This window comes from Streptomyces sp. CC53, assembly GCF_001865245.1.
Taxonomy (GTDB): Bacteria; Actinomycetota; Actinomycetes; order Streptomycetales; family Streptomycetaceae; genus Streptomyces.
Genome location: NZ_MKXB01000109.1, coordinates 1 through 3398 on the forward strand (window position 1 = coordinate 1; position 3398 = coordinate 3398).

Consider the following 3398-nt stretch of genomic DNA (forward strand, 5'->3'; position numbering starts at 1 on the left):
CCCGCCGTGGCGGTCGACGGCCGCGGCGACCGGTCACCCGGCCCGTGCCGGCCGGTGACGGCCCGGTGGCCGGGGCCCGGCACGGCGGGCCTGCGGCAGCGCGGGCGGGAAGGGCGGCGCGTGGACGAAGGCGCCCTCCACGGGCCCGTCCGCCGCCCGCCACCAGCCGCGGCGCGGCGTGGCGCCGTACGCCCCCTGCCAGTGCCTCCGCAGGATCTGCGCGGTCGTGAGGAGGACGGTGCAGCAGGGCCGGGTCGCCCCTCAGGCACGGTCCGGCCTCCGCGGCCTAACGCTCCGATACCGCAAGCGAGTTCCCGGCCCGGGCCGGTACCTCACGCGGGGCGCCTCACCGGAGGTGCGAGGTGTCGTTGAGGAGCCGCACCGACGTGTTGCCGTCGCGGTAGTACGCGATGGCCGAGAACGAGGCCGCGGACAGCTCCATGCGGAACAGCGCCTCGGGCGGTGCCCCGAGGGCGAGCCGGACCAGGGTCTTGATCGGTGCGACGTGGGTGACCAGCAGCACGGTGCGGCCCGCGTGACGCTCCGTCAGCCGGTCGCGGGTGGCCGCGATCCGGCGGGAGACGGCCGCGAAGGACTCGCCGCCGGTGGGCGGGGCCTTCGGTGAGGCGAGCCAGGCGGCGAGGTCGTCGGGGTGGCGCTCCTGCACCTCGGCGAAGGTCAGCCCCTCCCAGGCGCCGAAGTCGGCCTCCCGCAACCCGTCGTCGATGCGTACGTCGAGGCCGAGGCGGTCGGCGACGACCGCCGCCGTCTGGCGGCAGCGGAGCAGCGGCGAGGCCACGATGTCCTGGACGGTGCCGCGGGCCGCGAGCAGGCCGGCCGCCGCCTCCGCCTGGCGCAGTCCCGTCGGGGACAGCTCCGGGTCGCTGCCGCCGCTGCCGGAGAACCGCTTCTCGGGGGTGAGCGCGGTCTCGCCGTGGCGGAGCAGCACGAACAGGGCGGGGGCGCCGAGGTCGGCGGAGGAGCCCCAGCCGACGGTGGGAGCCTTGGCCGTGCCGTCCGAAGCGGCGGCCGTACCGCCGGGGGCGGCAGCCGTACCGTCGGGGGCGGCGGTGACGTCCGAAGCGGTGGAGCCCGCCGTGGACGGGCCGCCCGGCTCCGTCCCGGCCCGCGCAGCCGCGTCCGACGCTGCCTCCGAGGGTGGGGCCGTCGGCGGCTCGGGCCGCTCCGCCGGGGGCGCGGCGGAGGACGCCGCAGCCGCTCCGGCCAGCGCCGCGCGGGCCTTCGCCGCGCCCGCCGCCGCGTCGCCGACCACCCGGGCGGCGCCCGCGTCGAGCTGGGCCCGTGAGGTGGAGGGCTGCCACTGGGCGCCTCGCCTGCCCGCGTCCATCGCCTCGTTCGCGAGCCGGTCGGCGTGCTTGTTCCGCTCGCGCGGGATCCACTCGTACGTGACGCGGCCCGGCGGGAACACCCGCGCGGCCTCCGCGGCCAGCGGCTTCATGTCCGGGTGCTTGATCTTCCAGCGGCCGGACATCTGCTCGACGACGAGCTTGGAGTCCATGCGGACGCGCACCGACGCGTCGGGGGCGAGTGCGCGGGCGGCGCGCAACCCGGCGACCAGTCCCTTGTACTCCGCGACGTTGTTCGTGGCGACACCGATGTACTCGGCCGTCTCCGCGAGGGGTTCCCCCGACACCGGGTCCAGGACGACCGCGCCGTACCCGGCGGGCCCCGGGTTGCCCCGGGAGCCGCCGTCGGCCTCGACGACCAGCTCCTGCGGCTGCTGCGTCCCGGTCATTACAGGCCGGACTCCGGCGTACGGACCAGGATGCGGCGGCAGTTCTCGCACCGCACGACGGCGTCGGCGGCCGCGGCCCGCACCTCGTTCACCTCGGTGATGTTCAGCTCGATGTGGCAGCCCTCGCAGCGCCGCTGGTACAGCCGGGCCGCGCCCACGCCGCCCTGCTGCTCGCGGATCTTCTCGTACAGCTTCATCAGGTCCGCGGGGACCGCGTCCGCCACGAGGCCGCGCTCCTTGGAGACGGACGCCGTCTCGGCGTCCAGCTCCTGCTGCTGCCGGTCGCGGCGGCCGGTCGCGTCGTCGACCTTCGCCTGGACGGAGGCGACGCGCCCGGTCAGCTCGGCCACGCGCTCCTGGGCCGACTCGCGGCGCTCCATGACCTCCAGGACGATGTCCTCCAGGTCGCCCTGGCGCTTGGACAGGGAGACGATCTCCTTCTGGAGGTTCTCCAGGTCCTTCGGGGACGAGACGGCGCCCGAGTCGAGCCGCTGCTGGTCGCGGGCGGCGCGCTGGCGGACCTGGTCGACGTCCTGCTCCGCCTTGGTCTGCTCGCGGGCGCAGTCGCTCTCCTCGGTCTGCGCGGCGACCAGCAGGTCGCGCAGCTGCGTCAGGTCCTTGGTCAGCGACTCGATCTCGGCGTGCTCGGGCAGCGTGCGGCGCTTGTGGGCCAGCTGCGACAGGCGGGTGTCGAGGGCCTGGACGTCGAGGAGGCGGATCTGGTCGGCGGGCGCGGCGTTCAGTTGGGGGCTCCAGGGGAGGTGTGGTGAGCGGAGGTGGACGGTTCGTGGGCGGCCCAGGGGTCGGTGACCGTCGTGGAGACGTGGACCCGCAGGTTCCAGCCGTTGCGGTCGGAGATCTCGTCGAGCTGCGCGGCGGCCAGCTCGCACCAGGGCCACTCGGTGGCCCAGTGGGCGGCGTCGACGAGGCCGAGCGGGGTGCGCTGGGTGGCCTCGGAGGCCGGGTGGTGGCGCAGGTCGGCGGTGAGGAACGCGTCCACTCCGGCCGCGCGCACCGCGTCGAACAGGCTGTCGCCGGAGCCGCCGCTGACGGCGACGCGGCGGACGGGCGCGTCGAGGTCGCCCGCGACGCGGATGCCCTGCGCGGTGGCGGGCAGCCTGCGGGCCGCCCGCGCGGCGAAGTCCCGGAGCGTCTCGGGGACGTCGAGCTCGCAGATCCGGCCGAGGCCGTTCTCCGGTACGAGGGGGCCGACGACGCGCAGGCCGAGGGCGCCCGCGAGGGCGTCGGAGACGCCGGGGTCGGCGGTGTCGGCGTTGGTGTGGGCGACGTGCAGGGCGATGTCGTGCTTGATCAGGCCGTGCACGACGCGACCCTTGAACGTGGAGGCCGCGACGGTGGTCGTCCCCCGCAGGTAGAGGGGGTGGTGGGTGACGACGAGTTGGGCGCCGAGCGCGACCGCCTCGTCGGCGACCTCCTGGACGGGGTCGACGGCGAACAGGACGCGGGTCACCTCGGCGTCGGGGTCGCCGCAGACGGTGCCGACGGCGTCCCACTGCTCGGCCCGCTCGGGGGGCCAGAGGGCGTCGAGCTCGGCGAGGACTTCAGACAGACGGGGCACGCGACAAGGCTACCTGGGCGGGCGCCCGCCCCATCCGGCCCCACCCCGCGGGCGCGGAGCCCC

At 76.1% G+C, this 3398-nt stretch carries 3 protein-coding genes; all 3 read right to left on the reverse strand.

Annotated features, from left to right (window positions below; genetic code table 11):
- Nucleotides 1-346: 346 nt before the first annotated feature.
- The 3 genes from BJP40_RS10730 to BJP40_RS31635 are packed head-to-tail and all read right to left on the reverse strand — an operon-like array spanning nt 347 to nt 3335.
- Nucleotides 347-1756, reverse strand: a complete 1410-nt coding sequence (locus tag BJP40_RS10730; protein WP_071280174.1) for a bifunctional RNase H/acid phosphatase — start codon at nt 1754-1756, stop codon at nt 347-349.
- The gene (locus BJP40_RS10735) at nt 1756-2499 is read right to left on the reverse strand and encodes a zinc ribbon domain-containing protein (protein WP_193097227.1); all 744 of its coding nucleotides are present in this window, start codon (nt 2497-2499) and stop codon (nt 1756-1758) included. The genes BJP40_RS10730 and BJP40_RS10735 overlap by 1 nt, the downstream gene beginning before the upstream one ends.
- Nucleotides 2496-3335 (reverse strand): Nif3-like dinuclear metal center hexameric protein, encoded by an 840-nt coding sequence (locus BJP40_RS31635; protein ID WP_079171072.1) that lies wholly within the window; start codon nt 3333-3335, stop codon nt 2496-2498. Before BJP40_RS31635 ends, BJP40_RS10735 begins: the two co-directional genes overlap by 4 nt.
- Between the last annotated feature and the right edge of the window lie 63 nt (nt 3336-3398).

Bases quoted from the DNA above. Each gene is read 5' to 3' on its own strand.
- BJP40_RS10730 (WP_071280174.1), bottom strand. From the start codon at position 1,756: ATGACCGGGACGCAGCAGCCGCAGGAGCTGGTCGTCGAGGCCGACGGC.